2 protein-coding genes are annotated in these 3,226 nt (G+C 65.5%); both read left to right on the top strand.

Annotation, left to right across the window (positions count from 1 at the left end):
• Positions 1-291 precede the first annotated feature (291 nt).
• Entirely contained in the window at positions 292-2,562 is a 2,271-nt protein-coding gene (locus CKO23_RS24140) for an ATP-dependent helicase (protein WP_200335961.1), read from the top strand.
• Between the two features lie 140 nt (positions 2,563-2,702).
• On the top strand, positions 2,703-3,068 hold the full coding sequence (locus CKO23_RS24145) for a hypothetical protein (protein WP_200335963.1): 366 nt from the start codon (positions 2,703-2,705) through the stop codon (positions 3,066-3,068).
• The last annotated feature ends 158 nt before the right edge of the window (positions 3,069-3,226 follow it).

Raw genomic sequence — 3,226 nt, forward strand, 5'->3', positions numbered from 1 at the left:
CGCTTGTCCGGTTCTGAGAGGGGCCGGGTCGCAACTTGGACCACGGGCGAGATCATGTGGCACCGCCAGGAAACTAGGCGGCAAACAGAGAACACAAACGTCGCCCTACCGTCCGGGGAGTGCCCGGCCTACTCAAAACCCTAATTATCTGCTGACCCTATCATCTGCGGGGCTGGTCACGTTGACCTTGGCGGACGCCGCTTCAACAATGCAAAGAGCGTCGTGACGCACTGACGACCCAGGGCATCCTCCTGGCAGGCCACGGCCATCGCTTCAGAGATCAATCTTGTCATGCCTGCGTTGACCTACACCGAGGAGCAAAGACGCTCGATCGAGCATTCCAGGGGCCACTCCCTGACCTTCGCCGTGGCCGGCTCCGGGAAGACGTACATGCTCGTCGGGCGCGTGCTCTTCCTGCTGGAGCAGGGCTTGATGCCCGAGCGCATCCGGGTGTTGGCCTTCAACCGGGCCGCCGCGACCGAATTCCGCGATCGCCTCACCGAGGCGCTTCCCGTTGGCACGAAGGTGCCCGAAGTGCGCACCTTTCACAGTCTCGGCCTGAAGCTCACGGCGCACTTCGAGACGGTCGGCCTGCTGCCGCGGCGGCGCTTGGAGACCAAGGACTCCGTGACCAAGGCCCTCGCGCGTCAAGCCGCCCAGGCGGCCTTGCGCGAGGAGGGCGCTGACGACTATCCGAGTCCGGACGACCTGGAGGCCTTCGCCCGCTTTATCGATCTGGTGAAATCCGACCTCCTCTCTGTGGCCGACGCCTTCGAGGCGCTCTCGATCCCGCCTCAGTACGGCTATTTCGTACGCGCCTTCGCGCGCTTCGAGGAGGCGCGCGCACAGCAGGGCGTGCGCTTCTTCGCCGACCTGCAAAGTGAGCCCGTCGCGCTCCTGGCTCACAGCTCCGAGGCACAGCGGATGGTCACCAACAAGCTCGACGCCGTCATCGTCGATGAATTCCAGGACGTCAGCCGGGTGCAGGTCGAGCTGCTCCGCCACCTCGTCGGCACGCGCGCAAGCCTCAGTGCGGTTGGCGACGACTCCCAGTGCATCTATGCCTGGCGTGGCAGCAAACCGCAGTTCATGGGCGATGATTTTGACCACTTCTTTCCCGGTGCGACCCGCTACAGCCTCTCGCGCACCTTTCGCTTCGGTCATTCAGTTTCGCTCGCCGCCGCCCAGCTCATCGCGCACAACGCCGATCGCATCGACACCCTCTGCGTCTCGGCGCCCGGAACGCCCCACACGCGCATTGAGGTGATTCGCGGCACCTCGAGCGGGGATCAGGCGGACGTCGTGGCGGCCATCGAGGCGTGGCACCACAGCGGCCGGCGCTACCGTGACTGTGCCGTGCTGGGGCGGCTCTGGGGCCAGACCCTGGGGCTGGAACTCGCCCTGCTCGAGCGCGGCATCCCCTTCACCAAGCCCGGCAAGGACACCGCCTTCCAGGTCCCCGATGTGGCCGGTCTGCTCGGCTACCTGCGCCTCGCCGCCGGCACCCTGTTCGAGGCGCCGAACGCGCGCGAGATCATCCGGCACATGCTGGGCACCCCGAGCCTGCGACTCGCCAATCGCGTGCTCGACGCCCTGATCGAGGCGATCCTCCAAGCCTCCGAGCAGGGCGCCGTGGCCATCGCCCAGGTCGCCAAGCGCGTCAAGACGCCCTTTCACGCCGAGAAGATCCGCGAGCGCGCGGCGCTGTGGCGCGAGGCCACCCATTGGCGTGCGTGGCCGGCCGCCGATGCGCTGCGCCTCTACGCCGCGCGGACGGACCTCCTGCGTGCCTATGCGACGTCCGCCGACACCGACACCGCCTCCGAAAAGCAGCTGGCCTATGACACCCTACTTGGATGGGCGACGCGAACCGCGACCTCGGTGCAGGACTTTCTGTCCCGGATGGACGACCTACGGCGTACGGCCGAGCGCTATGCGGCCGGCGGCGACGTCGTCTTGATCTCCTCGATCCATCAGGCGAAGGGCCGCGAATGGCCCATGGTGGTGGTCCTGGGGCTCGAGGAAGGCCTGTTTCCCGCAATACGCGCCGATCGCCAGGAGGAACGGCGCTTGGCCTACGTCGCCTTGACGCGCTGCAAAGAGGCACTGCATCTGGTGACCCCCCCGGATACACACTTCGACGCCCAGTGGTGTGGCGAGCCGATGAAGCCCTATGGTCTGGCCAGACTCAACGCGAGCCCGTTCGCGTTCGAGGCGCGCCTGCGGACCAGCCGGGACCTCGGCGAGGCCATCACCCGCCATCTTGAGGGGGAGGAGGCGCTCACAACGTTGCCACCGGCGCCGACGGCGCGACTGGGGGTGCTCAACCGCTACCTCGGTGAAGTCGGCATCGACGCACGCTACGCCCCGGCGGCATCAAGGGCTCTTGGTGTCGGTGAGCCACAGCGTCTTCACCGCTGGGCGTTGAACGACCGCGTTCGGCATCGCGTCTTCGGGGAAGGCTTCATCGTCGGCTTCGTCGATCGCGACATCGTCGATATCGACTTTCACGGTCAGCTACGACGGATCAAGACGAGTCTTGCTCCGTTGGAGCGGTTGTGACGGTCGCTGGCCGCGCTCTGCGCGTTGGGAGCACCGCAAGCGGGGTGGGGGGTCGATGCGCTCTTTCGCCATCTCCGGTCAGCGGGCGCTGAGTCTTCAGCGCGATCTGGTCGCAATGTCCCATGAGCTGTCGCCCAGCTTTGGCGGGGAAACCGGAAAGACTCGGCCAATTGCCGCCGCTGGGGCTTCGCCGCTCGGGATCCGCAGTCGCGTGGAGAGCCGACGCTCGTCACGTCAACGAACTCGGTTACCTACACCGTCCTCGCAACCCCTGCCTGCTGGCCCTGTCCGTCGGGCTCTTCGACGCGGTGCAGCTTGAGCGGATGTCCAACGCCGAGCGGGCGGTGCAGGTGGCGATGGCCAAGATCCCGTATGCTGTTAGCGAACGACTGGTGAGCGCCGATGCCTTGAGCGATGCGGATCGTCGAACCATCGTCGACATCGGGCGCTGGGCGCTCGCCGGGTTCCAGCCCCAGGCTGACTCCAAACCCAAGGTGGGCGGGTAGGGCAAACGGTCAACGAGGGAATCCGGGCTAAGCTTAGAAGATATCCGGAACATAGTTTGCTTAAACTTTAGGTTTCTTGGAGTTTTCGGAATAAGATTTGTGCGCAAGCCAGGTGAATCAGTGCCAAGTAATTGGGCATCTGGCAAACATAACGGGTA

Source organism: Thiocystis violacea, from assembly GCF_016583565.1.
Lineage (GTDB): Bacteria > Pseudomonadota > Gammaproteobacteria > Chromatiales > Chromatiaceae > Thiorhodococcus > Thiorhodococcus violaceus_A.